Here is a 24156-nt window from a genome sequence, read left to right as displayed (position 1 = left end):
ATGCCCCTGTCGCCTGTGCTGTCGCGCCACTGGGACGAAGCCGAGTCGTGGACCCTCGACAACTATCGCCGCCACGACGGCTATGCCGCCCTGCGCCTGGCCCTCGACATGGATCCCGACGCCCTCATCGCGAGTGTCAAGGCATCCGGCCTGCGTGGCCGCGGCGGCGCGGGCTTCCCCACGGGAATGAAGTGGTCATTCATCCCACAAGGTGACGGTAAACCGCACTATCTGGTGGTCAACGCCGACGAATCAGAACCCGGCACATGCAAGGACATGCCGTTGCTGCTGGCGACCCCACACGTACTGATCGAGGGAATCATCATCGCCGCGTATGCGATCCGGGCGGCCAAGGCGTTCATCTACGTACGAGGAGAGGTGGTTCCGGTTCTGCGCAGGCTGCAGACCGCCGTGGCAGAAGCCCATGAGGCGGGCCTGCTCGGCACCGACATCCTCGGTTCGGGTTTCGACCTCGACATCGTCGTACACGCGGGCGCCGGAGCCTACATCTGCGGCGAGGAGACGGCGCTGCTCGATTCGCTGGAAGGCAGACGCGGGCAGCCTCGCCTGCGGCCCCCGTTCCCCGCGGTCGCCGGCCTGTACGCCAGCCCCACCGTGGTCAACAACGTCGAGTCGATCGCGAGCGTGCCGCCGATCATCCTGCACGGCAACGACTGGTTCCAGAGCATGGGGACCGAGAAGTCACCCGGCTTCACCCTCTACTCGCTCTCCGGGCACGTCACCACACCGGGACAATACGAGGCACCGCTCGGCATCACCCTGCGTGAACTCCTCGACTACGCGGGCGGTGTGCGGGGCGGTCATGAGCTCAAGTTCTGGACTCCGGGCGGCTCGTCGACGCCGATCTTCACCGCGGAGCACCTCGACGTCACCCTCGACTACGAAGGCGTCGGTGCTGCCGGATCCATGCTGGGCACCAAGGCATTACAGATCTTCGACGAGACCACCTGCGTGGTCCGGGCCGTCCTGCGCTGGACCGAGTTCTACGCGCACGAATCCTGCGGCAAATGCACGCCGTGCCGGGAGGGCACCTACTGGCTGGTGCAGATCCTGCAGGGGCTGGAGAAGGGCACCGGAACCGCCGACGATCTGCAGAAACTACTCGACATCGCAGACAGCATCCTCGGCAAATCGTTCTGCGCGTTGGGCGATGGTGCGGCGAGCCCGATCATGTCGTCTCTCAAGTACTTTCGCGATGAGTACGTCGAGCACGCGGACGGCCGGGGCTGTCCCTTCGACCCCGCCCGATCAACCCTGTTCGAGAAAGTGGGCGCGCCATGACGGTGACCAGCAACTCGACCCCCGATACCACGGCCCCTGCCGAGCTCGTGTCCATCACCATCGACGGGGCCCGGCTCCAGGTACCCAAAGGCACCTTGGTGATCCGCGCCGCCGAACTCATCGGGGTGCAGATCCCACGATTCTGCGACCACCCCCTACTCGAACCGGTGGGCGCTTGCCGGCAGTGCCTGGTCGAGGTCGAAGGCCAGCGCAAACCGCTCGCCTCCTGCACCACCACGGTGAGCGAAGGGATGGTGGTCAAGACCCAGCTCACCTCCGAGAGCGCCGAGAAGGCCCAGCGCGGGGTGATGGAACTGTTGTTGATCAACCACCCGCTGGACTGTCCGGTCTGCGACAAGGGCGGCGAGTGTCCCCTCCAGAATCAGGCGATGTCCACCGGCCGCACCGAATCCCGCTTCGAAGGCGTGAAACGTACTTTCCCCAAACCGATCCCGCTGTCATCGGAGGTCCTGCTCGACCGCGAGCGCTGCGTCCTGTGTGCGCGATGCACTCGGTTCTCCGAGCAGGTCGCCGGAGATCCGTTCATCGACCTCCTCGAGCGCGGCGCCCAGCAGCAGGTCGGGATCGCCGAGGACGAACCGTTCGAGTCGTACTTCTCCGGAAACACCGTGCAGATCTGTCCGGTCGGTGCACTGACCGGCGCGGCTTACCGTTTCCGGGCCCGGCCGTTCGACCTGGTCTCCACCCCGAGTGTGTGCGAGCACTGTGCAAGCGGATGCGCGCAGCGCACCGATCATCGGCGAGGAAAAGTGCTGCGGCGCCTGGCCGGGGACGACCCGGAGGTCAACGAGGAATGGAACTGCGACAAGGGCCGATGGGCGTTCACCTACGAGACAGCGCGTGACCGGATCACCACCCCGCTGATCCGGGGCGCCGACGGCAACCTGGAGGCGGCGTCGTGGTCCGCCGCGCTGGCCATCGCGGCCACCGGCCTGACGGCGGCACACGGCCGGGCCGGAGTCCTGGTGGGCGGCAGGGCCACTGCCGAGGATGCCTACGCCTACGCGAAGTTCACCCGAACCGTACTCGGCACCAACAACATCGACTTCCGTAGTCGCGCGCACTCGGCGGAGGAAGCCGACTTCTTGGCCGCCCACATCGCGGGCCGTCCGATGAACCTGACCTATGGCGACCTCGAGAAGGCACCGGCGGTGCTGCTGGCCGGATTCGAGCCCGAAGAGGAATCACCGATCATCTTCCTGCGTTTGCGCAAGGCGGTCCGCAAGAGCGGGCTGACCGTGGTGTCCATCGCGACGCACGCGAGCAAGGGTCTGCAGAAGCTGTCCGGTGGTCTCATCCAGGCAGTTCCCGGATCGGAACGCACCGTGCTCGAACAACTCCGCGACTCCGAGCTGCTCCGGCAACCGGGCGCAGTCATCCTGGTGGGGGAACGACTCGCCACCTCGCCCGGGGCGCTGAGTGCGGCTGCGGCGTTGGCCATCTCGACGGGTGCGCGCATCGGCTGGGTCCCGCGGCGCGCCGGAGAGCGTGGAGCGCTCGAGGTCGGAGCTCTGGGCAACCTGCTGCCCGGTGGCCGTCCCGTCGTCGACCCGGAAGCCCGCAGGCAGGTGGCCCGGATCTGGGGAACCGAACCGCCTGCCGAGGCCGGACTGGGTACCGACGAGATCTTGGCGCACACCACTTCAGGCGAGCTCGGAGCGCTTGTCATCGGTGGCGTGGACATCTCGGACCTCCCCGACCCGGTGGCCGCTCTCGCGGCCGTCGTCGCGGCGCCGTTCGTGATCAGCCTGGAAATGCGGGAGAGCGCGGTGACCGACCACGCCGACGTCGTGCTGCCGGTGTCGGCGGTGGTACGCAAGAGCGGCACCTTCGTCGACTGGGAGGGGCGGCCACGCTCGTTCGATGCCGCGCTGCCCAGCGACGGCGCCCTGCCCGACCAGCGAGTCCTCGACGCCCTCGCCCATCAGATGGGCCGCGACCTCGGGTTGCCCACCGCAGAGGATTCCCGCGACGAACTCGCGCGTCTCGGCCCGTGGGACGGCGACGTCCCCGGCGGACCTTCGCTGCGAGACACCTTGGCCGGGACCACGGCGACACCGTCCGCCACCGCGCCGGTGGCGCGTGCAGGCGAAGCCATCCTGACGGGGTGGCGCATGTTGCTCGACGCGGGGCGCCTGCAGGACGGTGAACCGCATCTGGCCGGCACCGCCCACCGACCGGTGATCAGGCTCTCACCCGGCACTGCCGCCGAAAACGGGGTGACAGACGATGACCTGGTGACGGTCAGCACGGACCGGGGTTCGATCACGCTGCCTCTCGAGGTGACCCACTTACCCGATCGAGTGGTGTGGGTACCTCTCAACTCTCCCGGGAGCGCTGTGTATCGAGACCTGGGACCCGCTGTCGGACAACCGGTCCGGATCAGCCGAGCGGATCGGACGGAGAACGCATGACCGACCTCTCCGCGTTCGGCCACGACCCCTGGTGGCTGATCCTCGCCAAAGCCCTGGGTATTTTCGTCTTCCTGCTCCTGACCCCTCTCATCGCGATCCTCGCCGAACGCAAGGTGATGGCCTGGATGCAGACCCGGGTCGGGCCGAACCGGGTCGGGCCGAAAGGTCTGCTGCAGAGCCTCGCCGACGGTGCCAAGTTGGCGCTCAAGGAGGGCATCATCCCGAGCGGGGTCGACAAACCCATCTACCTTCTCGCCCCGATCATCGCGGTGGTACCGGCCATCATGGCCTACGCCGTCATCCCGTTCGGGCCGGTGGTCTCGATCTTCGGTCACCAGACACCGCTGCAACTGACGGACCTGTCCGTCGCTGTCCTGTACATCCTCGCCGTGACCTCGGTCGGGGTGTACGGCATCGTGCTCGCGGGTTGGGCATCGGGTTCGACCTATCCACTTCTCGGCGGGTTGCGCTCGAGCGCGCAAGTCATCTCGTACGAGATAGCCATGGGTTTGACGTTCGCCGCGGTATTCCTCGATGCCGGCACGATGTCGACGTCGGGAATCGTCGGCGCACAGGACGGCACCTGGTACGTATTCCTGCTGCTCCCATCCTTTGTCGTCTACGTGTTCTCCATGGTCGGTGAGACCAACCGTGCGCCGTTCGACCTTCCCGAGGCCGAGGGTGAGCTGGTCGGCGGATTCCACACCGAGTACTCCTCGTTGCGGTTCGCGATGTTCATGCTCGCCGAGTACATCAACATGGCGACGGTGTCCGCGCTCGCCGCAACCCTGTTCCTCGGGGGATGGCATGCACCCTGGCCCATCTCGCTCTGGGACGGCGCCAACTCCGGCTGGTTCCCGCTGATCTGGTTCGTCGCCAAGGTCTGGGGTTTCCTGTTCTTCTTCATCTGGCTCCGGGCCACCCTGCCCCGACTGCGCTACGACCAGTTCATGAACCTCGGCTGGAAGGTGCTCATCCCGGTCTCGCTGGCCTGGGTCATGATCGTCGCCACGGTGCGCGCTCTCCACAACGAGGGCTACGGAATCAGCACCGCGGTGCTCGGAGTCGCCGGCGTCGTGGTGGCCCTCGGGCTCCTCGCGGTGCTCTGGACGACAGTGCGTAACAAACGTCATCGTGCGCAGGCGGACTCGGACGCCGTCGAGGCAGCGCGACCATTCGACGCCATGGCGGGTGGGTTCCCCATTCCCCCGATGGCACCTCCGGTCCCGCCGCGACTGCGCCGGGTTCACAGCATCGATCCGAAGGTCGTCGAGGGCACCCCGGAAGGTGTCACAGAAAGGGAGAGCACCGATGCGTAACCCCCTGGAACCACTCGCCGGCTTCGGCGTCACGTTCTCGTCGATGTTCAAGAAGAACAACACCGAGTTCTATCCCGAGGTCAAGACGCCGACGGCAGCGCGCTACCACGGCAGGCACCAGCTGAACCGGTATCCCGACGGCCTCGAGAAGTGCATCGGGTGCGAACTGTGCGCCTGGGCGTGCCCAGCCGATGCGATCTTCGTCGAGGGCGCCGACAACACCGACGACGAAAGATACTCCCCTGGAGAGAGATACGGCCAGGTGTATCAGATCAACTACTTGCGGTGCATCGGGTGCGGCCTGTGCATCGAGGCGTGTCCGACGCGGGCGCTGACGATGACCAACGACTACGAGATGGCCGACGACAACCGCGCCGACCTGATCTACGGCAAGGACAAACTGCTCGCCCCGCTCGCCGAGGGGATGACCGCGCCGCCGCACGCGATGATGCCCGGCAGCACTGACGAGGATTACTACCGCGGCAATGTCCTCGGTGAGATCATGCCCGAAGGCCCGGCGGAGTCTCGACCACGTCCCACCCCGAAGGCGTCGTGAACACCGTGCTCGCCGCGCCGATTCTGGCCGCGGAACCACTGACCCAGACATCCACCGCCGAGGCCGTGCAATTCTGGATTCTCGGGACCATCGCGGTACTCGGGGCGCTCGGCGTCGTGTGTTCGACGAAAGCCGTGTACTCGGCGGTCTTCCTGGCGATGACGATGATTATCCTGGCGGTCTTCTACATCGCCCAGGGCGCCTTATTCCTCGGGGTCGCGCAGGTCGTGGTGTACACCGGCGCGGTGATGATGCTGTTCCTCTTCGTCCTCATGCTCGTGGGCGTCGATTCGTCGGACTCCCTCGTCGAAACCCTGCGCGGACAACGACTCGGTGCGATCGTCGTCGGTCTCGGGTTCGGGATACTCCTGGTCGCCGGCATCGGAAGCGCCTCCGTCACCGCCTTTGTGGGTGTCGAAGAAGCCAATGCCGGAGGAAACGTCGAGGGCCTGGCCGAGCTCATCTTCATCCGGTATCTCTGGGCCTTCGAACTCACCGGGGCTCTGCTGATCACGGCCACCCTCGGCGCCATGGTCCTCGCGCACCGAGAGCGACTCGGCGACAAAGAGAGCCAGCGTGAAATGTCGATCCGCAGGTTCGCCCAGGGTGGCCGGCGCACCCCACTGCCCAACCCTGGCGTGTATGCCCGTCACAACGCTGTCGACATGCCGGCGCTGCTCCCCGACGGCTCGTACTCCGAGCTGTCGGTCAGCGATGTACTGGAGCCGCGCGATCCCGCAGGCCCCAACCTCGGGGCCACGAATTCGCAGGGTCGCTCATGAATCCCGAGAATTACCTGTACATCTCCGCACTGCTGTTCACCATCGGCGCAGGCGGGGTCCTGGTGCGCCGCAACGCCGTGGTGGTCTTCATGTGTGTCGAGCTCATGCTCAACGCCTGCAACCTCGCTTTCGTCACCTTCGCTCGTCTGAACGGCAACCTCGACGGACAGGTGATCGCCTTCTTCACGATGGTCGTCGCGGCGGCAGAGGTCGTTGTCGGCCTCGCCATCATCATGACCATCTTCCGCACCCGCCACTCGGCCTCGGTCGATGACGCAGACCTGCTGAAACTCTGAGCCGGCCATGGACTCTTCGATCTGGGTTCTCCCCGCACTCCCCCTCGCCGGGGCCGTGGTGCTGTTGCTCGCCGGACGTCGCAGTGACGCGTGGGGTCACCTGCTGGGCGTACTGATGGCGTTGGCATCCTTCGCTTTCGGCCTGGTGCTGTTCTTCGACATGCTCGGTCGGGCCACAGACGAGCGGGCGATGACCGAGACGTTGTTCACGTGGGTTCCGGTCGGGGAACTGCAGGTCGACTTCGGCCTTCAGCTCGATCAGCTGTCGATGTGTTTCGTCCTGCTGATCACCGGTGTCGGCACACTCATCCACATCTACTCCATCAGCTACATGGCCGACGATCCCGATCGTCGCCGATTCTTCGCGTACCTCAACCTCTTTCTCGCGGCGATGCTGCTGCTGGTCCTGGCCGACAACTACCTCGGCCTCTATCTCGGCTGGGAAGGTGTCGGTCTGGCGTCCTATCTGCTGATCGGTTTCTGGCACGAGCGACCCAGCGCCGCAGCTGCCGCGAAGAAGGCCTTCATCGTCAACCGCGTCGGCGACATGGGCCTCGCGATCGGCATGATGATCATGTTTGCGACCTTCGGATCGGTCGGCTTCGCCGACGTCTTCGGCGGCGCCGGTGAGGCGGGCGAGGGCACGTTGACCGCGCTTGGGCTGATGCTGTTGCTCGCAGCGTGCGGCAAATCGGCCCAGGTGCCGCTGCAATCCTGGCTCGGCGATGCCATGGAAGGCCCCACGCCGGTGTCGGCACTCATCCACGCGGCCACGATGGTCACCGCGGGTGTCTACCTCATCACCCGCTCCGGTCCCATCTTCAACCTCGCGCCCGATGCCCAACTGGGGGTGGTGATCGTCGGCGCGGTGACCTTGCTGTTCGGCGCGATCATCGGCTGCGCCAAGGACGACATCAAGAAGGCGCTGGCCGCGTCCACGATGAGCCAGATCGGCTACATGGTGCTCGCCGCCGGACTCGGACCCGCCGGGTACGCCTTCGCCATCCTGCACCTGATCACCCATGGATTCTTCAAGGCCGGCCTGTTCCTCGGTGCGGGCTCGGTGATGCACGGCATGAACGACGAGACAGACATGCGCCGCTTCGGCGGGCTTCGCGCCCTGATGCCGGTGACGTTTGTGACCTTCGGTCTCGGCTACCTCGCCATCATCGGGATACCACCGTTCTCGGGCTTCTTCTCGAAAGACAAGATCATCGAGACCGCCTGGGCAGCAGGCGGAGCCAAAGGCATCATCCTCGGCACGGTCGCGGTCCTCGGGGCCGGGATCACGGCGTTTTACATGACCCGCGTGATGCTGCTGACGTTCTTCGGCGAGAAGCGCTGGAAGCCCGACACCCATCCCCACGAATCTCCTGGCGTCATGACGATGCCGATGGTCGTGCTGGCGCTGGGTTCGGTGTTCGCCGGCGGTTTGCTGGTACTCGGCGGCTCCCTGCAACATTGGCTCGAGCCCGTGGTCGGCGAACACCACGGTCATCTGTCGGTCCCGGTCTGGGTCATCACGGTCAGCACCCTCGCAGTCGTTCTCATCGGTGTCGGTATCGCGTATCGGCAGTACGCCGGCAGGACTGTCCCGACCTCGGCCCCCGACGACGTGTCGTCGCTGACCGAGGCCGCCCGCGCCGACCTCTACGGTGACGCCTTCAACGAGGCAGCTTTCATGAGACCGGGCCAAAAGCTCACCACCGCACTCGGACTGGCCGACACCAAGGGCGTCGACGGACTGGTCGGCGGTGTCGCCGCCGCGGTGTCCGGGCTGTCGACACACGTGCGGCGACTACAGACCGGACTCGTCCGTTCCTACGCGCTGTCGATGTTCGCCGGAGCCGCACTGCTCGTGGCGATGATGATGGTGGTGAGGGTGTGGTGAGCGACTTTCCCTGGCTGACCCTGCTGTGGGCGGTACCGGCCGGTGGCGCCGTCCTCATCCTGACCCTGCCGCCGCGGCTGAGACCGCACGTCAAATGGCTGGCCTTGGGAGCTTCGCTGGTGGTACTCGCGATCGCCGTCGGACTGGCCGTCGATTTCGATCCCGGTGGCGCCCAATACCAGTTCACCGAAACCCGCTCCTGGATCCCGGCGTTCGGAACGAAGTACGCGCTGGGCGTCGACGGGATCGCACTGGCTCTGGTGGTCCTCACCGCGGTCCTGCTGCCGCTGCTGTTGATCGCCGGCTGGAACGACGCCGGTGAGGACCGCCGTCGGGCCACCCACCGCTACGTCGCACTGATGCTGCTCGTCGAGGCGATGGTGATGATCTCGTTCACCGCCCTCGACATCCTGCTGTTCTACATCTTCTTCGAAGCCATGCTCATCCCGATGTATTTCCTCATCGCAGGGTTCGGCGGCCCCGCCGAGGCAGGCCTTCGCTCTCGCGCCGCCGTGAAGTTCCTGCTGTACAACCTCGCCGGCGGGCTGATCATGTTGGCCGCAGTCATCGGTCTCTACGTCGCCACCACCGACATGGGCAGCGGGACATTCGATTTCCGGGAGATCGTCGCGGCCATCTCCTCGGGATCGCTCGACATCGACCCGACCGTCGCCAAGGCACTGTTCCTCGGCTTCATGTTCGCGTTCGCGGTCAAAGCCCCGCTGTGGCCGCTGCACACCTGGCTCCCGGACGCCGCAGTCCAGGCCACCCCGGCCAGTGCGGTACTCATGATGGCGGTAGTCGACAAAGTTGGAACGTTCGCGATGCTCCGCTACTGCGTTCAGCTCTTCCCTGACGCCACAAGGTATTTCACACCACTGGTCATCACGCTCGCCGTGATCGGCATCGTGTACGGCGCCATACTGGCGATCGGGCAGACCGATATGATGCGCCTGATCGCGTACACCTCGATCTCCCATTTCGGTTTCATCATCCTGGGGATCTTCGCCCTCACCAGTCAGGGGCAGGCAGGGTCGACGCTCTACATGGTCAACCACGGGATAGCCACCGCCGCACTGATGCTCATCGCGGGCTTCCTGATCACCCGCCGCGGCACCCGCAACATCGCGGACTACGGTGGGGTACAGAAGGTCGCACCGATCATGGCGGGCACCTTCCTCGTCGCCGGCCTTGCGACACTCTCTCTACCTGGTCTCGGACCGTTCGTGAGCGAGTTCCTCGTACTCATCGGCACATTCACCCGGTACCCGGTCGCGGCGGTGTGCGCCACCATTGCCCTCGTCCTCGCGGCGATCTACGTGCTGTGGATGTACCAACGAGTCATGACCGGCCCGGTCACGGCGGGGAACGAAAAGATACCCGACCTCAAACGGCGAGAACTCGCGGTGGTCGCCCCACTCATCGCACTGCTCCTGGTGTTGGGCATATACCCAAAACCCGTGATGGACGTGATCGATCCTGCTGTCGGGCACACCCTCACGGTGATCGATCAGCATGACCCGGCGCCTGCCGTGGCCGAACCGGATGGAGGAGGGCGATGACGTCTCCGGCAATGGCGGTGGAGGTCCTGCCCGCGCCATCGATCGAGTACGCACAACTGTCCCCGATGCTGATCGTGTTCAGCGTCGCGGTGGTCGGGGTCTTGGTCGAGGCCTTCGGTCCCGCACGGTATCGCTACCGCGGGCAGCTGGTGCTCAGTCTCGGAGGTCTGGCGGCCGCGTTTGTCGCGGTGGTCGCGCTGGCCGGGACCAGCTCGTCGGCGGCGGTGGGGTCGGTGGCCGTCGACGGTCCCACGTTGCTGCTACAGGGAACGATCCTCGTCGTCTCCGCGCTGGCGATTCCACTGATGGCCCAACGCGCCACGGCCGGGGTCATGGCCGGTGCGGTTGCCGGCGCGAGCTCCGGCGCAGGGTCGGTCAGCAACCGGAAGGTGCTCGACGCGTTCGCCTCTGCGGCCTCCACCGTGCCCGGGAGTCCGGCGGAGCAGCACGCCTCGCGGGCGGGAATCACGCAGACCGAAGTCTTCCCGCTGGTGATGTTCGCGGTCGGGGGCATGCTGCTCTTCCCCGCCTCCGATGACCTGTTGACGATGTTCATCGCGCTGGAGGTCCTCTCACTTCCGCTCTACATGCTGTGCGGACTCGCGCGGCGGCGTCGCCTGCTCTCGCAAGAGGCAGCGCTCAAATACTTTCTGCTCGGCGCATTCTCGTCGGCGTTCTTCCTGTTCGGTGCGGCTTTCCTGTACGGGTACGCGGGGTCGGTACAGCTGAGTGAGATCGCGACAGCCATCGACGCCGAAACAAGCGACCGCACCCTGGCGCTGATCGGCGCGGGATTGCTCTCCGTCGGCTTGCTGTTCAAGGTCGGGGCCGTGCCCTTTCATTACTGGGTGCCCGACGTCTACCAGGGCGCGCCGACGCCTGTCACCGCATTCATGGCCGCAGCCACCAAAATCGCCGCCTTCGGTGCCATGCTGCGTCTGTTCTATGTCGCATTGCCCGGACTCAAGGACGACTGGCGCCCGATCCTGATCGTGATCGCCATCCTGACCATGGTGATCGCCTCGATCGCCGCCATCACCCAGACGGACATGAAGCGGATGCTGGCGTATTCCTCTGTCGCGCATGCCGGGTTCATCCTCACCGGAGTGGTGGCCATCAATCGGGCCGGCCTGTCGTCGACCATGTTCTATCTCGCCGCGTACGGGTTCAGCACTGTTGGGGCATTCGCCATCGTGACGCTGGTCCGCGACAAGTCCGGTGAGGTCACCGACATGTCGCGGTGGGCCGGGCTGGGTCGTCGATCGCCGCTGGTGGCAGGCGTTTTTGCCCTGTTCCTACTGGCGTTCGCCGGCATTCCCCTGACCAGCGGCTTCGTCAGTAAGTTCGCGGTCTTCCAGGCCGCGGCCTCGGGTGGCGCTGTGCCGCTGGTGATCGTCGGCGTGATCAGCAGCGCCATCGCGGTCGTGTTCTACGTCCGCGTGATCGTGTTGATGTTCTTCTCCGAGCCCGATTCGGACGCACCCACCGTCGTGATCCCGGGCATCGGCACCACCGTCTCCATCGCGTTGTGTGTCGTGGTCACAGTGCTGCTCGGCATCTTTCCCCAACCCCTCCTCGACCTCGCCGACCACGCGGCGGTCTTCTTCCAGTAGCCCGGAAATGGTGGGTTCTGGCGAGCGTTCGCCCAGGTCGACCTCACCCGAACGCACCATTTTGGGAATATCATCGCGCCATGCGGATTCGATCCTTGCTCATCGGCATTGCGGTGTCGGCAACGGCGTTGCTCGCCCCGACCGTGGCTCAGGCAGCGCCCGGCGGTTCGGTCGGGGCCGTTGATCTGACTGGCCTGACGTCGGCGATCGCCGACCGGCTCGCCCTCGCCGACACCGTTGCGGCGTCCAAGTGGGCGTCCGGTGCAGCAATCGACGATCCCGTCCGCGAACAGGTGGTGCTGGACTCGGTATCGCTGCTCGCCGTCGAACGCGAACTCGATCCCGCCTACGTCCGAATGGTGTTCCGAGACCAGATCGAGGCCAGCAAGACCGTCCAGCGCGGCCTGTTCGAGGTGTGGTCATCGCCGGGCGGCATGCCCCCGTCGGGCTCACCCGACCTGGGGCCGGTGCGGACAGCCATCAATGCGCTCAACGTCGTGATCGTCGATCAGCTGGCGGCTCAGGAAACGATCCTGTCCGGCGGCTTCTGCCTGCCTGGTCTCGCCGGATCCACCGCGGCCACGATCGGTGTCAAACAACTCGATCCGCTCCACATCGCAGGTCAGATCCAGGCCGAGACCTCCCTCTGCGACGCTCCCTGACCGCAAACCCAGGTGTTCCAGGCAAAACCAGGTGTTGCAACACCTGGTTTTGCCTGGAACGGGTGGGTTTGTCGAGAAAAACAAAAACAGCCCCTCACCTGGGTCAGGTGAGGGGCTGTTCTGTGGCGGTGGCGGAGGGATTTGAACCCTCGGTACGGGGTTACCGTACACAGCATTTCGAGTGCTGCACCTTCGGCCGCTCGGACACGCCACCGCCGAAAACTGTACCGCAGCACCGGGCTGAGTCAGCAATCAGCTGGTCAGCACCGGTTTTCGGTCAGTTCCGGCGAAAGTCTCAGTGGCCGGTGAGCTTGTCCTTGACGTCATTCGTCTTGTTCTTGACGGCGTCGGCAGCGTCGGTGACCTTCTGCTTGATGTTGGCACTGGCCTGGTCGCCCTGGCCCTCGGCCTTGAGGTCCTGGTTGTCGGTGGCGCTGCCCGCGGCTTCTTTTCCGCGGCCCTTGAGCTCTTCGGCCTTGTTCTTTGCGTCGTCTGCGAGACCCATGGCATAACCTCCGTTTATCGGTAGATCACTCGGCTACTTTTTCAGCGCGCGAGGCGCACGCCGGGCCGATAGGCTCCGTCTACCCCGAGCACTACCCTCCAACGTGCCACAAGGTGCGTGTCGCTGCCACCAACTTCTACTCACTCGACATGGCGATTGTGACAATGCCTGCTGAAGTGTTTACGACGCCGAGACGGGGGGTATTCCGGGCTGTCATCGATGACGGGCGAAGAACTCCCGCAACATCTCACCGCAGCGCTCTTCCAAGACCCCGCCTCGCACCTGCGGACGATGGACGTTCCGACGATCCCGTACCACGTCCCATAGCGACCCCACCGCACCCGTCTTCGGCTCCCAGGCTCCGAACACCAGCCGATCCAGCCGGGCGAGGGTGATGGCGCCCGCACACATCGTGCACGGCTCCAGGGTCACTGCGATGGTGCAACCACTGAGCCGCCAGCTGTCGCCCACCACCGCGACCGCGGCACGGATCGCCAGCACCTCGGCATGAGCCGTCGGGTCGGACGTCGCTTCCCTGGCATTCGCCGCAGATGCGATGACCCGACCGCCGGCGTCGACGATCACCGCTCCCACCGGAACATCCCTCGGATCGGCACCACGCGCTGCTTCCAGCGCCACCTCGATCAGTTCCTCATCGGACATGGGTCGAGCTCACAACTCAGTGATTGAGCTTCTCGAGGGTCTTCGACAGCTCATCGGCAAATCCCAAGCGAGCTGCGATCATTCCGATCTGTTCGTCTGCGTAGAGATCGGTGTCGCCGACGATCACGCTCATCACTGCTTCCTGCAATCCCAGATCGGAGAGCACGCTGAAATCGCCCTCGGCCCACGGTTCGACATCGTCGAGTTCGTCGGGGTCGATGTCGGGGATGTCGACGTTGAGCGCTTCCAGGACGTCCGCGGCGATGTCGTAGTCGATGGCGGCAGTGGCGTCGGAGATCAACAGTTTGGTCCCGGAAGGTGACGGCCTGACGATGATGAAGAACTCGTCGTCGACGTCGAGCAGGCCGAAGACGGCACCCGCACTACGCAGCCCCCGGAGCAGGTTCTCGGCCTCGCCGAGTTCGCCCAGCGCGCTGGTGTCCATGGTGGTGAGGGTCCATTTGCCGTCCTCACGGACGACCGCAATGGCGAAACCTTCTACCTCATCCGCGCTCGCACCGGCCATAGCGGGTAACGGTAGCGGTCAGCGGGGGTAAACCCAACTCCCGCTGTGCTGTCGAGCTCCGATTCCGGCCGATGTGCGAATCTGGACCTCGTGACCCACTCTTCACCGCCACCACCCGTCTGCGTACTCGGCCTCGGGCTCATCGGAGGCTCGCTGATGCGGGCACTGCACGACAGCGGACGCCGGGTCTTCGGCTACAACCGCTCCGAGGAGACCGTGAGCGCCGCGAATGCGGATGGGTATGACGCCTCCGCCGATCTGGTCGCGACGCTGACCCGCGCTGCCCAGGAGTCGGCACTGATCGTGCTCGCCACCCCCGCGCCGACGATCGACGCCATACTCGCCGACGTCGCGACGTACGCGCCGCAGTGCCCCCTCACCGACGTGGTGAGTGTGAAACAGCAGGTCGCCGATCAGGTGCACGCGCGCGGGCTGAGCCGGAACTTCGTCGGCGGACACCCCATGGCCGGCAGTGCAGAGTCCGGATGGCAGGCCACCGATCCGGGTCTGTTCTCCGGTGCCGTCTGGGTGGTCGCGACCGACGACGGGGCAGATCCGCTGGTGTGGCGGTCCGTCGCGCAACTCGCGATCGACACCGGTGCCCGCGTGATCCCGGCCGCATCGGACGAGCACGACCGTGCCGTCGCCGGCATCTCGCATCTGCCCCACCTCACCGCGTCGGTGACCGCGGTGGTGGGAGCCGGCGAGGGCGAACTCGCACTGCGACTGGCGGCAGGCTCCTTCCGCGACGGCACCCGCGTGGCCGGAACCGCCCCGCACCTGCAGCAGGCGATGCTCGAGGCGAACTCCACCGCACTGCTCGCCGCGCTGAGCGAGACCATCGACCGGCTGACGTTTGCCCGCGATCAGCTACGCGACCTCGGCACGGTGGAGACGCTGGTCGCCGACGGTTTCCGTGCCCGCAAGCGTTACGAACAGATCCACGCTGCCACCGACGATCCGGCGATCACCGTCGAGCTGGGTAGCGACGGCTGGGAAGCCGCGTTCCGCAACGCCGCCAGGCAAGGCGCGGTCTGGGCGGGCTGAGACCAACCGGGCTCACACCCGTTCGGCGAGCCCCGGGTAGTTGACGACGAAACCATTCTCGTCGACGGTGATCGTCGTCTGCGCCACCGGCGACACGATGTCGATACCCTCCGCCGCCGGCGTGTAGCTCAACGTGGCCGGATTGACCTCGCCCGAGGGCAGGTAGAGGTAAGCGACGGGGACCTCTGTGGGGCCGGAATCCGGCGTGCCGAGCCCGAGGCGGCGAATCGGCAGGGTGTTGAAGAAGGGGCTCAACGCGAGGTCGACGTCCTGGGCGCCGCCGAAATCGCTGCGTTCCATGCCGCGGGCGCTCTGCACCAGCCACGCGTCCTGCCCGTCACGGGTGATGGAGATCTGGGTGTCCCCACCAGCGCGCACGAGATGCAGGGACAGTCGCTTCGTGGCGCCGGCATCGTTCGTGATCAGGTCGTACGAGGCGCTGAACGCCTCGTGTTTGTCGGTCGCGGCACCGATGATCCGGCCGTACGCCTTGATCCGTTTACCGGTGACGGTGACCCGCACCTGCTCGAGGCGTTCTTCACCGATGCCACGCCAGGTCATCACCGTCTTGAAGCCACCGCTCTCGGACGCACCGGGCTGGGGCGCGACGGATTCTTGGGACAAGTCTGGTGAACTCACCCCTACAAGGTAGGCGACTGAGCCACCTGTTACCGAACCAACCGGCGATATCGGCTACGCGATCGCCAGATCCGGTGCTCGGCGCATCCGGCCCTTACCAGGTGCCGATGCCCAGGCCACCCCGGCGATGATGCTGTCCAGGATCAGGGCCAGCAGCGTCACCAGGATCGAACCGGCGATCATCGGCGGGTAGTCGTACGTGGCCAGTCCATCGAAGATCGGCCGACCCAGACCGCCGAGTCCCACGTACGCGGCGATCGCAGCGGTCGCGACGACCTGCAGTGTCGAGTTGCGCAGACCACCGAGGATCAGCGGGAGCGCGTTCGGCAACTCGACCTTCAACAGCACCTGCAGACCGTTGAAACCCATCGCCCGGGACGCGTCGACCACCGACTTGTCGACGTTCGCCACTCCCGCATAGGTACCGGCGAGCAACGGCGGCACGCCGAGCAGGATCAGCGCGATGATGGTCGGGGTCAACCCCAGACCCATCCACAGCGTGAAGAGCAGCAGCAGGCCCAGGGTCGGCAACGACCGCAGCATGTTGACGAGCCCGACGACGATCACCTCACCCTTGCCGGTGTGGCCGACGAACAGGCCGATCGGCACGGCGATCAGGGCGGCGAGGCCCACCGCGTAGAAGGTGTATTCGAGGTGCTGGGCGATCTCGATGAGCAGACCGTCGGTGTCCTCGGTTCCGGTCCAGTTCGTGGCGGTGGTGAGATAGCTGACCGTGTCACTGAAGATGTTGCTCATGCCGGCGCCGCCTCTTTGCTCAGATTCAACCGGGCTCGCGACAACCGACCCGGAGCCTTGCCGACCCGCGCCCACGGTGTGAGCAGCCGACCGAGCACCACGAGCAGTAGGTCGATGACCAGCGCCAGCACCACCACGGCGATGATGCCCGCGACGATCTCATTGGTGTAGTTGCGGCTGTAGCCCTCGGTGAACAGCCGGCCGAGGCCGCCGAACCCGATCACCGCACCCACCGACACCATCGAGATGTTGGTGACCGCCACAACGCGGACGGTGGCGATCAACACCGGGATTGCCAGGGGGAGTTCGATTTTCAGCACTCGCTGCCAGGGCTTGTAACCGATGGCGGTCGCGGAGTCCACCGCCATCGGCGGCACCGCATCCAGCGCTTCGGGAACCGACCGCACGAGCAGGGCCGTGGAGTACAACGCCAGCGCGACCATCACGTTGACGTCCGAGAGGATTCGCGTGTTGATCACCGACGGAAGGACGATGAACAGGGCGATCGACGGGATCGTGAAGATGATCGAGCCGATGACGATCGTGAGTCTGCGAGCGGGTCGCGAACGATACACCAGGAGCCCCAGTGGAATTGCGATGATCAGCGACACCAGCAGTGGCACCATCGACAGCTTGATGTGCTCGAGCGTGAGCTCCCAGACCTTCGGGAAATGGTTGAGCAGGTAGTTCATGAGGCCGACTTCCGCTGCTGCTCGAGGGCGGCGAGCACGTCTGCGGCGCGGACCCCGCCGCTGATCGTGCCCTTCCCGTCGACCACGACACCGATGCCCGACGGCGACGACAGCGCCGAGTCGAGTGCTTGGCGCAACGTGCCGCCCTCGGTGAACAGCGATCCGCCGGCAGAGCAACTTTCGTACAGCGAGCCCCCGCCGGAGTGCACCTTCACTCCGGCGGCGTCGACCCATCCGAACGGGTTGCCGTCGATGGTCACCAGGCGCCACTCGTCGACGCCGAGGACCTGCCCGTCGATGTCGGCCTCTGTGATGGGGGTGAGCGGCTCGATCTGCACCCCGGCACCCGAATTGAACTGCAGCAGGCGGTAACCGCGGTCGCGCCCGACGAACGATGACACGAACTCGTCCGCGGGAGCCGCGAGCAATCTGGCCGGGGTGTCGAACTGTCGGAGCTTGCCGCCGACACCGAAGATCGCGATGCGGTCGGCGAGTTTGACGGCCTCGTCGATGTCGTGGGTGACGAAGACGATGGTCTTGCGCAGTTCGCCCTGTAGGCGCAACATCTCGTTCTGCAGGTCTTCCCGCACAACGGGGTCGACGGCGCTGAACGGCTCGTCCATCAGCAGGATCGCGGGGTCGGCGGCGAGCGCCCTGGCCACGCCGACGCGCTGCTGCTGCCCGCCCGAGAGCTGACCCGGATATCGGGTCGCGACGGCCCGGTCCAGTCCGACGCGCTCCAGCAACTCCAGCGCGGCGTGCCGCGCCGTTTTGCGCGATTCACCTTGCAGCACAGGCACTGTCGCGATGTTGTCCACCACCCGCTGGTGTGGCATGAGGCCTGCGCTCTGGATCACGTAACCGATGCCTCGTCGCAGGGAAACGGCATTGGCCGATCCGACGTCCTTGCCGTCGACCTTGATCGTGCCCGACGTCGGCTCGATCATGCGGTTGATCATCCGCATGGACGTCGTCTTTCCGCAGCCCGATGGGCCGACGAAGGCGGTGAAGCTGCCTTCCTCGATGTCGAGGGTCAGATTGTCGACGGCGGTGGTGCCGTCCGGGTAGGTCTTGGTCACCGATTCAAAGGTGATCATGGGTTTCGTTCCTTCCGGTGAGCCGTTGCCAAGATCGTGGTCGAGATGCTGTTCACGACCCGAGAGCCTTGTTCAGATTCTGTGCTTCGACCCAGCGCTTCGCCGCGTCCTCGACCTCGAGTTTCTCTTTGCCCGACACCAACTCGTTCAAGTTGCGCAGCTCCTCGACCGTCAGCTTCGACGACACCGCGTCGAGTACCGCGCGGAGTTTCGGGGAGTCCTTGGTCTTCGCGAGGACGGGCACGATGTTGTTGGCCGGGAAGTTGTGTTTGGGGTCTTCGAGGACCACCAGGTTCTCGGTGGTGATCGCCGGGGTCGTGGTGTAGATGTCCGCGGCCGTGACCCGCCCGCTGGTGAGCTCATTGATCGTGGCCTGACCGCCGCTGTCATTGTTGGGTCGGAAATCGACCTTGAGCCCGTAGTTCCGTTCGAGTCCCGGTACGCCGACCTCACGCGTCGCGAACTCGCTGTTGGCCATGAAACTGACCTTCTCCGTTTGCGATACCCGGGCCAGGTCCTCTATCGACTTCAGGTTCCACTTGTCCGCAGACTTCTGCGTCACGGTCACCGAATCGGAGTTGGAACCGGGCGCGGGAGTGTAGGTGAGCAGATCGTCGCCCTCGACCGTCGGCAGTTTCTGTTCGATGTCTTCGAGCGAGGTGAGCGCCGAGTATTCGGCGACCTGGTCCTCGGTGAGACCCGGAGCAGTCGATGCGAGGTACTGCATCAGGTTGCCGATGTAGTCGGGGACGAGGTCGATGTCGCCTGAACGCAGCGCAGGCAGGTACCGCTCACGTGTTCCGGAGTTCAGCTGGTTCTCGACGGTGAAGCCGTTCGCCTCGAGCGCGTCGATGTAGATCTGCCCGATGATCTGGCTTTCCAGGACACCGCCGGAACCCACGACGATGTGGTTCGGATCGGGATCGCGTGATCCGGCTCGGCTGAGGGGGTCGAAGCATCCGGCAACCATGGCCGCGGTGAGCAGGAGGATGGCGGGCAGCAGCGTGAAACGGAGCCACGCATCCCTGCGGATGAGCGTATGCACCCAGTCAATAGAACACGACTGAGCACGTTTGCGTCACGACCTACGGGTGTTTGCGCCGAGATTTCCCGATTTTCGATCAGCGTGCGCCGAAAGGTTTGCCTCCGGGAGGGTTTGGTTACCCGTCCGAGTTGATGGCCTGGAACACGTGGGTTCGATAGGGCAACACGATCGTTCCGTCGGAATCGGCGACCTCGGCGGCGAGTCGGCGCACGCGATCGAGGATGTCTGCGCGCTCGGACTCTGTGGCCGTGATGATCTGACTCCGCGAGTTCACCATCGCGAGGAGTTGCTCGACGTCGAGCCGGCGATCCCAGTCGAAGGTCTCATGGCGAGGTACACCGAACGGCAGGCCCAATGTGGGTCCCCCCTGTGCGACGAACACCTCGGCCTCGCTCGCAGCGATGATCTCGGTCAACCGAGCGACCCACGGAACCGTCTCGTCCCGGATGTTCCAGATCAGGCCGAGCGTGCCGCCGGGACGAAGCACCCGGGCCGCCTCGGCGACGGCGACGAGAGGGTCGACCCAGTGCCACGACTGGCCGAAGGTGAGGGCATCACAGACCTTGTCCGCGAGTGGGATCTGTTCGGCCGTGCCGATCAGTCCGTGGACGGATGGCAGCTGGACGCTGAGGGTGTCCAGCATCGCGGCGTCGGGTTCCACGGCATAGAGCGTGCGCCCCGGTTGGAGCAGTGAGGCCGTCAGTTTGCCTGTCCCCGCACCGACGTCGGCGACCACCATCGCGTCGGGTGCCAGCAGCCGCGCCACGGCCCGCGCCGGATAGCCGGGCCGTCCGGCGCTGTACGCCGACGCCTGCGCACCGAATGACGTCGCCCGTTCTTTGCGTGAGTCTTGTTCGGACATGGTCAGATCGGCCTGTCTACGCCCCGATGTCCACGCAGATCGCGAGGGCCGATTTGTCGCTCGCCACGGTCTTGCCGTTCACCTTGATGCTGCAGGACACGTCCTCCCCGTTGGCGGTGAAGGCACTGAGCTGGAACGGCGGCTCCAGATTGTCGAACGACTTCGTCCATGGCGTGCTCGGCGATGTCTCTGTCTTCTGCTCGCCACCGGCGTCACTGTAGAGAATCATCGACGCATTGCCGGTCACCTCGTAAACGACTGTGCCACCCGAACTCCCGGATGTCGTCGTGGTCGTCTCCGTGGTGGTGGTGTCCCCGGTGCTGGTGCTGCCGGTGGTCGTCGTGGCGCTCGACGTCGTCGAGTTGGCGGTCGGCGAATCGCCGTCACCGTCGCTGCCGAGGACGAGGGCGGCGGTGGCACCGCCGACCACCACGAGCAGAGCGATCACGACGGCGAAGATGATCAGCAGGGTTTTCTTGCTGCCACCGCCGTTCGGGCCCTGCGGGGGCTGCCCGTAGCCGCCGTCATAGGGGGGGCCACCGTAGGGCGGCTGCCCGCCATACGGTGAGTTGCCGTACGGCTGCTCGCCGTAGGGTTGCTGGCCGTACGCCTGCTGGCTGTAGTCGGGCTGCTGCCCATATCCGGATTGGTTGTACTGGGGTTGGTTGTACTGGGGTTGCCCGTAGTCGGGTTGTCCGTAGTCGGGCTGCCCGCCGGCGGGCATCTGACTGGTACCGCTGGGACCGTAACCACCCTGATCCGGCGGCTGATTGCCGTAATACGGCTGCTGATCGCCGTAGTAGGGCTGCTGCGGTGGTTGCTGGCCACCGTAATACGGCTGATCAGGGTTGTTCGGATCGTTGCCGTATCCGGGTCCCATGGACACCACTCCTCGTCGTCGGCAGCTAGGTCTCACACCCTACCGGCGAGCCGGCGGCGGTAAAGTAGTTGTCTTCCGTTCGTCAGTCCGGGGCGATTAGCCCCGCGAGGAACTCGACGAGCAACTTCGCGGTGACCGGCCGGGGCAGCGCTTCGACGGCCGCGAGCACTGTCGCCATGTCGAGGTCGCCGTCTCCGCGTGGGTCGAGGCCCGCCGCCACCAGCGCGGCTCCGACGGACTCACTCGGCAGCCCGAGGACATCGGCGAGCGCTACCTCGCCCCTGCCGAACGCGGCGGCGAGCTCGGCGAGCGCCGGCGGTGGCGCAGCCGGCGGCTCCCCACGGACAATGCCGTCGGCGCTCCCGAACGCCCCGATCAGCTCATCGAGGATCGATGCGGTGACACCGGTGACGGTCACATGCGTGGTTGGTGCCAGCACGGTTCCGTCGGGCTGCGTCAGAGAGGGTTGCATCTGCAGGGTGAAACCGCGGTCTGCCACCGCACTAGCCCACCGATGTGGGTCGACCACATCCTCTGCGCCGGCATCGGCAGCGATCGCGAAGACCGGCCCCACCGGCTCGCCCACCACCCGCAGGCCTCCGATGCCGCGAGCGGCAGCGACCAGCGCATCGGTCGAGTCCCGGACACCCGCCACCAGGCCGGCATATCCCTGCGACCCGAGTGTCGTGGCCACGGCCCACGCGCTCGCGAGACCTGCCGCCGACTTCGACCCCAACAATGTCGGATTCACCACGGGGTAGCCCGGCCAATCGGTGATCCCGAAGTATTGAGCGCGGTGCCGGTCCCGGTCCCGATGCAGTAGCAGCGACGCGCCTTTCGGGGCGTACCCGTACTTGTGCAGGTCGGCCGACAGACTGGTGACACCTTCGACCCGGAAATCCCATGGTGACAGCGGTTTCTCAGCAGTGTCCCACCAGGGCAGCGCGAAACCGCCGAGGCATGCGTCCACATGTAAGGCGACCCCTCGCGCGCAGGTCACCGCTGCGACCTGCTCGACCGGGTCGATCGAACCCGTCGGGTAGTTCGGCGCAGACACCACCACGAGTACGGTGTCGGGGCGGATCGCCGCACCGATCCGATCGGCATCGACGACCCCCGTGGCCGGGTCCACCGGAACCCGGATGAGCTCGAGGCCCAGCAGCGCAGCCGCCTTGATGAATGCTGCGTGCGCGGTGGTCGGGATCACCAGCGAACCGGTTCCACGGGGGGCCGCCACCAGATCGCGCGCCGCCTTCACCGCCAGCAGACAACTCTCCGTGCCTCCGGTGGTGACGTTGCCGACCATCGAGGCGTCACCATGAAAGATGTTGCGTCCGAATGCCACCAGCTCACGCTCCATGACGGCGACGGACGGGAAGACCGTGGGGTCCAGGCCGTTCACGGACTGCACGAGGCGGGCCGCCTCACCGGCGATCCGATCGAGTTCTGCCAGCCCACTGTCGTAGACGTACGACAGGACCCGGCCACCGTGGGTGGGTGCGTCCTGTTCCCGGAGTCGTCGCAGGGTCTCGAGCACCTGCACCCCGCGAGACGCGATCTGCCCTCCGTCCGATGCAGACAACCTGTCTGGTTCAGGCATCGATCACCCCTCCCTCGATGTGACTGTCGTTGTCGTTCTCACGGTAACCGCGCAGCAGCCAGATGCTGATCGTGACGAGAACGGCGGGCACAGCGGAGAACGCGAGCGCTATCGCCGTGACCGCGGAATCAGGTTGGTTCACAATCTCATCCCCGGATGACGATACGAATCCCCCGATCGCGAGCGCGAGCAGGAACACGGCCGGACCCAATGCCAGGCCCGCGGTTTCGGTGGCCGTCCACACCCCGGCGAGCGACCCTCCCCTCTCCCGGCCCCCGCGGCGAGCATCGGAGTCGATCACATCCGGCAACATCGCGAGCGGAAATGCTTGCATACCCGCGTATCCGACGCCCGCCACCCCGACGGCAAGATAGATCCACCAGCCAGGCAGCCAGGTCGCAACCACCAGAGCAGTGGTGGCACATACGAAAATCGATGACGCCGCGACCAGCCCACGCACCTTGCCCCGCCGGGTGGCGAAGCGGTACCACAGGGGCATGACCAGCAGCGCGGGAGCGACAAGCGCTGCAAACAACACCGTCAGCGCACCCTCGTTGTCGAGCACGTACGTCGCGACGTACTGCGCGCCGGCGAGCATCACCGCACTGGCGAGTGCCTGAATCACGAACACCGTCACCAGGATCCGGAATCGTCGTACGGTCCGCAGCGCATCGAGCCCGTCGCGGTACGCCGCCGCGACACCGCTTCCGAGCTCGCGGCCCGAAGCGACCGGCAGCGCGCGAGAGGACGCGAGAAGCGTTGCGGCCAGCATCCCGGCGCAGATGACGGCTGCCACCACGATGGCCATCACCACATAACCCGCGGCATCCCCGCCGAACGCGTCCCGGATGGCCGGCCCCCCGGCGCCGACCAACAGGATCGTCAACGCCAGCACCGCAATTCGAATCGAGATCAGGCGAGTTCGTTCGTCGTAGTCCGCGGTCAGCTCGGCAGGTAGTGCGATGTACGGAACCTGGAAGAGGCTGTACGCCACCGCCGACAGCAGGAAGAAGACAAGCACCCACGCGGCGCCGGCGGCCGCACCGATGGCCGGTGGGGCAGCGAACGTCAGGACGAACACCGCGGGCAGACTCACCGCGCCGAGCAACATCAGCCGCGTCCTGGCGCCGCGCCGCGCCACCATGCGGTCACTGATCGCGCCGATCCAGGGGTCCAGCACCACGTCCATGATCTTCGGCAAGATCACCACCGCGGACGCGACAATCGCCGCGACACCGAGGGTGTCGGTCAAGTAGTACGACAGCACCAATCCGGGCAGCACCCCGAAGCCACCCGTACCGACGCTGCCGGCCGCGTAGCCGACGGTCACCGCACGAGGAACTCTGCGCATCCTAGGTGACGATTGCCGATTCACCCTCATACCTTAGGCATGAGACGCATTTTCGCAGCTCGACATGACCAAGCA

The 24156-nt window shown here is 65.7% G+C and carries 23 protein-coding genes and 1 tRNA gene; 11 read left to right on the top strand and 13 right to left on the bottom strand.

Annotated elements, in window-relative coordinates:
- The 10 genes from nuoF to aroQ all read left to right on the top strand — a co-directional run bounded on the left by nuoF (position 1) and on the right by aroQ (position 12418).
- Entirely contained in the window at positions 1-1302 is a 1302-nt protein-coding gene (gene nuoF, locus J3S28_RS15810; protein ID WP_207841680.1) for an NADH-quinone oxidoreductase subunit NuoF, read from the top strand.
- Positions 1299-3737 (top strand): NADH-quinone oxidoreductase subunit G, encoded by a 2439-nt coding sequence (locus J3S28_RS15805; RefSeq protein WP_207841679.1) that lies wholly within the window; start codon positions 1299-1301, stop codon positions 3735-3737. The genes nuoF and J3S28_RS15805 overlap by 4 nt, the downstream gene beginning before the upstream one ends.
- The gene (gene nuoH / locus J3S28_RS15800; RefSeq protein ID WP_207841678.1) at positions 3734-5056 is read left to right on the top strand and encodes an NADH-quinone oxidoreductase subunit NuoH; all 1323 of its coding nucleotides are present in this window, start codon (positions 3734-3736) and stop codon (positions 5054-5056) included. Before J3S28_RS15805 ends, nuoH begins: the two co-directional genes overlap by 4 nt.
- Positions 5049-5612, top strand: a complete 564-nt coding sequence (nuoI, locus tag J3S28_RS15795) for an NADH-quinone oxidoreductase subunit NuoI (protein WP_207841677.1) — start codon at positions 5049-5051, stop codon at positions 5610-5612. The genes nuoH and nuoI overlap by 8 nt, the downstream gene beginning before the upstream one ends.
- 20 nt (positions 5613-5632) lie before the next feature.
- On the top strand, positions 5633-6394 hold the full coding sequence (locus J3S28_RS15790) for an NADH-quinone oxidoreductase subunit J (RefSeq protein ID WP_207841817.1): 762 nt from the start codon (positions 5633-5635) through the stop codon (positions 6392-6394).
- A complete protein-coding gene (nuoK, locus tag J3S28_RS15785) occupies positions 6391-6690 on the top strand; it encodes an NADH-quinone oxidoreductase subunit NuoK (RefSeq protein ID WP_207841676.1) in 300 nt (99 codons plus the stop codon). Before J3S28_RS15790 ends, nuoK begins: the two co-directional genes overlap by 4 nt.
- A gap of 7 nt (positions 6691-6697) precedes the next feature.
- On the top strand, positions 6698-8581 hold the full coding sequence (nuoL, locus tag J3S28_RS15780) for an NADH-quinone oxidoreductase subunit L (RefSeq protein WP_207841675.1): 1884 nt from the start codon (positions 6698-6700) through the stop codon (positions 8579-8581).
- Positions 8578-10143 (top strand): NADH-quinone oxidoreductase subunit M, encoded by a 1566-nt coding sequence (locus tag J3S28_RS15775; RefSeq protein ID WP_207841674.1) that lies wholly within the window; start codon positions 8578-8580, stop codon positions 10141-10143. The genes nuoL and J3S28_RS15775 overlap by 4 nt, the downstream gene beginning before the upstream one ends.
- Positions 10140-11756 carry an NADH-quinone oxidoreductase subunit NuoN gene (nuoN, locus tag J3S28_RS15770; protein WP_237341628.1) on the top strand — a complete coding sequence of 539 codons (1617 nt, stop codon included), beginning with the start codon at positions 10140-10142 and terminating at the stop codon, positions 11754-11756. Before J3S28_RS15775 ends, nuoN begins: the two co-directional genes overlap by 4 nt.
- Positions 11757-11836: 80 nt before the next feature.
- Positions 11837-12418, top strand: a complete 582-nt coding sequence (gene aroQ, locus J3S28_RS15765) for a gamma subclass chorismate mutase AroQ (RefSeq protein WP_207841673.1) — start codon at positions 11837-11839, stop codon at positions 12416-12418.
- A 123-nt stretch (positions 12419-12541) separates the two neighbouring features.
- Here aroQ and J3S28_RS15760 read toward each other — a convergent pair.
- The 4 genes from J3S28_RS15760 to J3S28_RS15745 form a co-directional block, all read right to left on the bottom strand.
- A tRNA-Ser gene (locus tag J3S28_RS15760) sits at positions 12542-12632 on the bottom strand.
- Positions 12633-12713: 81 nt separating this feature from the next.
- Positions 12714-12923: a CsbD family protein gene (locus J3S28_RS15755; RefSeq protein WP_084836018.1), complete on the bottom strand. Its 210-nt coding sequence runs from the start codon at positions 12921-12923 to the stop codon at positions 12714-12716.
- Between the two features lie 213 nt (positions 12924-13136).
- Positions 13137-13586 carry a nucleoside deaminase gene (locus tag J3S28_RS15750; protein ID WP_207841672.1) on the bottom strand — a complete coding sequence of 150 codons (450 nt, stop codon included), beginning with the start codon at positions 13584-13586 and terminating at the stop codon, positions 13137-13139.
- A gap of 16 nt (positions 13587-13602) precedes the next feature.
- Positions 13603-14112 (bottom strand): tRNA adenosine deaminase-associated protein, encoded by a 510-nt coding sequence (locus J3S28_RS15745; protein WP_207841671.1) that lies wholly within the window; start codon positions 14110-14112, stop codon positions 13603-13605.
- 81 nt (positions 14113-14193) lie between these two features.
- Between J3S28_RS15745 and J3S28_RS15740 the strand changes: the two genes are divergently transcribed.
- Positions 14194-15159: a prephenate dehydrogenase gene (locus J3S28_RS15740; protein WP_207841815.1), complete on the top strand. Its 966-nt coding sequence runs from the start codon at positions 14194-14196 to the stop codon at positions 15157-15159.
- 12 nt (positions 15160-15171) lie between these two features.
- Here the strand turns inward: J3S28_RS15740 and J3S28_RS15735 are convergent, their stop codons facing one another.
- The 9 genes from J3S28_RS15735 to J3S28_RS15695 form a co-directional block, all read right to left on the bottom strand.
- Positions 15172-15798: a putative glycolipid-binding domain-containing protein gene (locus tag J3S28_RS15735; protein ID WP_372436015.1), complete on the bottom strand. Its 627-nt coding sequence runs from the start codon at positions 15796-15798 to the stop codon at positions 15172-15174.
- Positions 15799-15852: 54 nt separating this feature from the next.
- Positions 15853-16554, bottom strand: coding sequence for an ABC transporter permease (locus J3S28_RS15730; RefSeq protein WP_207841670.1), 702 nt, complete (start codon positions 16552-16554; stop codon positions 15853-15855).
- Positions 16551-17246 (bottom strand): ABC transporter permease, encoded by a 696-nt coding sequence (locus J3S28_RS15725; protein ID WP_207841669.1) that lies wholly within the window; start codon positions 17244-17246, stop codon positions 16551-16553. The genes J3S28_RS15730 and J3S28_RS15725 overlap by 4 nt, the downstream gene beginning before the upstream one ends.
- Positions 17243-18343, bottom strand: a complete 1101-nt coding sequence (locus J3S28_RS15720) for an ABC transporter ATP-binding protein (protein ID WP_207841668.1) — start codon at positions 18341-18343, stop codon at positions 17243-17245. Before J3S28_RS15720 ends, J3S28_RS15725 begins: the two co-directional genes overlap by 4 nt.
- 52 nt (positions 18344-18395) lie before the next feature.
- Complete coding sequence (locus tag J3S28_RS15715) at positions 18396-19388, bottom strand: ABC transporter substrate-binding protein (protein WP_207841667.1); 993 nt, start codon at positions 19386-19388, stop codon at positions 18396-18398.
- A 115-nt stretch (positions 19389-19503) separates the two neighbouring features.
- Positions 19504-20250: a class I SAM-dependent methyltransferase gene (locus J3S28_RS15710; RefSeq protein WP_207841666.1), complete on the bottom strand. Its 747-nt coding sequence runs from the start codon at positions 20248-20250 to the stop codon at positions 19504-19506.
- Between the two features lie 16 nt (positions 20251-20266).
- Positions 20267-21130, bottom strand: a complete 864-nt coding sequence (locus J3S28_RS15705) for a hypothetical protein (RefSeq protein WP_207841665.1) — start codon at positions 21128-21130, stop codon at positions 20267-20269.
- A gap of 82 nt (positions 21131-21212) precedes the next feature.
- Positions 21213-22730, bottom strand: coding sequence for a pyridoxal phosphate-dependent decarboxylase family protein (locus tag J3S28_RS15700; RefSeq protein ID WP_207841664.1), 1518 nt, complete (start codon positions 22728-22730; stop codon positions 21213-21215).
- The gene (locus tag J3S28_RS15695; protein ID WP_207841663.1) at positions 22723-24081 is read right to left on the bottom strand and encodes an MFS transporter; all 1359 of its coding nucleotides are present in this window, start codon (positions 24079-24081) and stop codon (positions 22723-22725) included. The genes J3S28_RS15700 and J3S28_RS15695 overlap by 8 nt, the downstream gene beginning before the upstream one ends.
- Between the last annotated feature and the right edge of the window lie 75 nt (positions 24082-24156).

The sequence above is a fragment of the Williamsia soli genome, from assembly GCF_017377795.1.
In the GTDB taxonomy this organism is placed as follows: domain Bacteria; phylum Actinomycetota; class Actinomycetes; order Mycobacteriales; family Mycobacteriaceae; genus Williamsia; species Williamsia soli.
This window is presented reverse-complemented; position numbering and strand designations above follow the sequence as displayed.

Excerpts from the sequence above, each read along its gene's own strand:
- nuoF (WP_207841680.1), top strand. The coding sequence starts at position 1 with ATGCCCCTGTCGCCTGTGCTGTCGCGCCACTGGGACGAAGCCGAGTCG.
- J3S28_RS15805 (WP_207841679.1), top strand. The coding sequence starts at position 1,299 with ATGACGGTGACCAGCAACTCGACCCCCGATACCACGGCCCCTGCCGAG.
- nuoH (WP_207841678.1), top strand. The coding sequence starts at position 3,734 with ATGACCGACCTCTCCGCGTTCGGCCACGACCCCTGGTGGCTGATCCTC.
- nuoI (WP_207841677.1), top strand. The coding sequence starts at position 5,049 with ATGCGTAACCCCCTGGAACCACTCGCCGGCTTCGGCGTCACGTTCTCG.
- nuoK (WP_207841676.1), top strand. The coding sequence starts at position 6,391 with ATGAATCCCGAGAATTACCTGTACATCTCCGCACTGCTGTTCACCATC.
- nuoL (WP_207841675.1), top strand. The coding sequence starts at position 6,698 with ATGGACTCTTCGATCTGGGTTCTCCCCGCACTCCCCCTCGCCGGGGCC.
- nuoN (WP_237341628.1), top strand. The coding sequence starts at position 10,140 with ATGACGTCTCCGGCAATGGCGGTGGAGGTCCTGCCCGCGCCATCGATC.
- aroQ (WP_207841673.1), top strand. The coding sequence starts at position 11,837 with ATGCGGATTCGATCCTTGCTCATCGGCATTGCGGTGTCGGCAACGGCG.
- J3S28_RS15755 (WP_084836018.1), bottom strand. The coding sequence starts at position 12,923 with ATGGGTCTCGCAGACGACGCAAAGAACAAGGCCGAAGAGCTCAAGGGC.
- J3S28_RS15750 (WP_207841672.1), bottom strand. The coding sequence starts at position 13,586 with ATGTCCGATGAGGAACTGATCGAGGTGGCGCTGGAAGCAGCGCGTGGT.
- J3S28_RS15745 (WP_207841671.1), bottom strand. The coding sequence starts at position 14,112 with ATGGCCGGTGCGAGCGCGGATGAGGTAGAAGGTTTCGCCATTGCGGTC.
- J3S28_RS15730 (WP_207841670.1), bottom strand. The coding sequence starts at position 16,554 with ATGAGCAACATCTTCAGTGACACGGTCAGCTATCTCACCACCGCCACG.
- J3S28_RS15725 (WP_207841669.1), bottom strand. The coding sequence starts at position 17,246 with ATGAACTACCTGCTCAACCATTTCCCGAAGGTCTGGGAGCTCACGCTC.
- J3S28_RS15720 (WP_207841668.1), bottom strand. The coding sequence starts at position 18,343 with ATGATCACCTTTGAATCGGTGACCAAGACCTACCCGGACGGCACCACC.
- J3S28_RS15710 (WP_207841666.1), bottom strand. The coding sequence starts at position 20,250 with ATGTCCGAACAAGACTCACGCAAAGAACGGGCGACGTCATTCGGTGCG.
- J3S28_RS15705 (WP_207841665.1), bottom strand. The coding sequence starts at position 21,130 with ATGGGACCCGGATACGGCAACGATCCGAACAACCCTGATCAGCCGTAT.
- J3S28_RS15700 (WP_207841664.1), bottom strand. The coding sequence starts at position 22,730 with ATGCCTGAACCAGACAGGTTGTCTGCATCGGACGGAGGGCAGATCGCG.
- J3S28_RS15695 (WP_207841663.1), bottom strand. The coding sequence starts at position 24,081 with ATGCGCAGAGTTCCTCGTGCGGTGACCGTCGGCTACGCGGCCGGCAGC.